This window comes from Hwanghaeella sp. 1Z406 (genome assembly GCF_048892425.1).
GTDB lineage: Bacteria > Pseudomonadota > Alphaproteobacteria > UBA8366 > Aestuariispiraceae > Pacificispira.
Map to the genome: position 1 here is coordinate 1 of NZ_JBLZHU010000019.1, position 2,500 is coordinate 2,500.

Genomic DNA, 2,500 nt, shown 5'->3' on the forward strand with positions numbered 1-2,500 from the left:
TGCCTGGTTTTGTAAAGATCGGCGGATCTCTCGCGAGTAGTCTTAAGTATTGCATTGAACTTTGTGTACCTGTGGCTCTTTTCAGTCCAGACGTGCAACGGCTTTTACCGTCATACGAAGGGAAGATTGGAAGCCGATCGAGCAATTAGTACCGGTAAGCTTCACGTGTTACCACGCTTCCACACCCGGCCTATCGACGTAGTGGTCTACTACGGCTCTCAGGCGAGACCTAGTTTTGAGGTTGGTTTCCCGCTTAGATGCCTTCAGCGGTTATCCAGTCCATACATAGCTACGCGGCAGTGCCACTGGCGTGACAACCGCTCCACCAGAGGTATGTCCATCCCGGTCCTCTCGTACTAGGGACAGATCCTCTCAAGTCTCGTACACCCACGGCAGATAGGGACCGAACTGTCTCACGACGTTCTAAACCCAGCTCACGTACCTCTTTAAATGGCGAACAGCCATACCCTTGGGACCTGCTCCAGCCCCAGGATGAGATGAGCCGACATCGAGGTGCCAAACACCCCCGTCGATGTGGACTCTTGGGGGGTATCAGCCTGTTATCCCCGGAGTACCTTTTATCCGTTGAGCGATGGCCCTTCCACGCGGGACCACCGGATCACTAGGACCGACTTTCGTCTCTGTTCCACCCGTCGGTGTCACAGTCAGGCGAGCTTATGCCCTTGCACTCAACGAGCGATTTCCGACCGCTCTGAGCTCACCTTCGCGCGCCTCCGTTACTCTTTGGGAGGCGACCGCCCCAGTCAAACTACCCACCACGCAGGGTCCCGGACCCGGATAGACGGGCCGCGGTTAGACAACAAGACAGTTAAGGGCGGTATTTCAAGGGTGACTCCACAAGAACTAGCGTCCCTGCTTCAATGTCTCCCGCCTATCCTACACATAACGGTCCTGTTGCCACTGCGAAGCTATAGTAAAGGTTCACGGGGTCTTTCCGTCTGACCGCGGGAACTCCGCATCTTCACGGAGAGTTCAATTTCGCTGAGTCCGCGTTGGAGACAGTAGGGCAGTCGTTACGCCATTCGTGCAGGTCGGAACTTACCCGACAAGGAATTTCGCTACCTTAGGACCGTTATAGTTACGGCCGCCGTTTACCGGGGCTTCAATTCGGTGCTCGCACACCTCCTCTTAACCTTCCGGCACCGGGCAGGCGTCAGACCCTATACGTCGTGTTAACCACTTCGCAGAGCCCTGTGTTTTTAATAAACAGTCGCCACCCCCATTTCTGTGCCCCCTCACCCTGGTTGCCCAAGGCAAGGGCCTCCTTATCCCGAAGTTACGGAGGTATTTTGCCGAGTTCCTTCAACGCGGTTCTCTCAAGCGCCTTGGTATACTCTACCTGCCCACCTGTGTCGGTTTCGGGTACGGTCTAATCTCGGGGCTATTTCCAGGGACAGCGTGGCAGCCCGACCAATCCAATAAGGTCAAACTACGTCTACCATCCGTCATCTCCCGAGAGGTTCTGGAATATTAACCAGATTCCCATCGACTACGCCTTTCGGCCTCGCCTTAGGGGCCGACTCACCCTGCGCGGATTAGCCTTGCGCAGGAACCCTTGGGCTTTCGGCGAGAGTGTTTCTCACACTCTTTATCGCTACTCATGTCAGCATTCGCACTTCCGATATCTCCAGGTGCCCTCACAGGTCACCCTTCACAGACTTACGGAACGCTCCGCTACCAAACGATCAAAGATCGTTTCCACAGCTTCGGTGCACAGTTTGAGCCCCGGTACATCTTCGGCGCAAGGCGGCTTATTTAGACCAGTGAGCTATTACGCTTTCTTTAAACGATGGCTGCTTCTAAGCCAACGTCCTGGTTGTCTTGGCCTCCTCACATCCTTTCCCACTTAACTGTGACTTAGGGACCTTAGCTGGTGGTCAGGGCTGTTTCCCTCTTGACGACGGACCTTAGCACCCGCCGTCTGTCTGCCTAGATTGCACTCTTCGGTATTCGGAGTTTGGTTAGAGTCGGTAAGGATCGCTCCCCCCTTCCCCATCCAGTGCTCTACCCCCGAAGGTGAGACTAGACGCGCTACCTAAATAGCTTTCGCGGAGAACCAGCTATTGCCGAGTTTGATTGGCCTTTCACCCCTAACCACAGGTCATCCCCGTCTTTTTCAACAGACGTGGGTTCGGTCCTCCAGGGCGTGTTACCGCACCTTCAACCTGCCCATGGCTAGATCACTCGGCTTCGGGTCTAATCCGACGAACTTAAACGCCCGTTTAAGACTCGCTTTCGCTGCGCCTACACCTATCGGCTTAAGCTTGCTCGTCAGATTAAGTCGCTGACCCATTATACAAAAGGTACGCGGTCACCCTTACGGGCTCCCACTGATTGTAAGCGTTCGGTTTCAGGGTCTATTTCACTCCCCTCATCGGGGTGCTTTTCACCTTTCCCTCACGGTACTGGTTCACTATCGGTCGCATGGGAGTACTTAGGCTTGGAGCGTGGTCGCCCCATGTTCAAACAGGATTTCTCG

General features: G+C 54.7%; 1 rRNA gene (cut by a window edge). It reads right to left on the reverse strand.

Annotation, left to right across the window (positions count from 1 at the left end):
- Positions 1 to 124: 124 nt before the first annotated feature.
- Positions 125 to 2,500, reverse strand: a 23S ribosomal RNA gene (locus tag ACOSDR_RS20130); it runs 368 nt beyond the window's last position.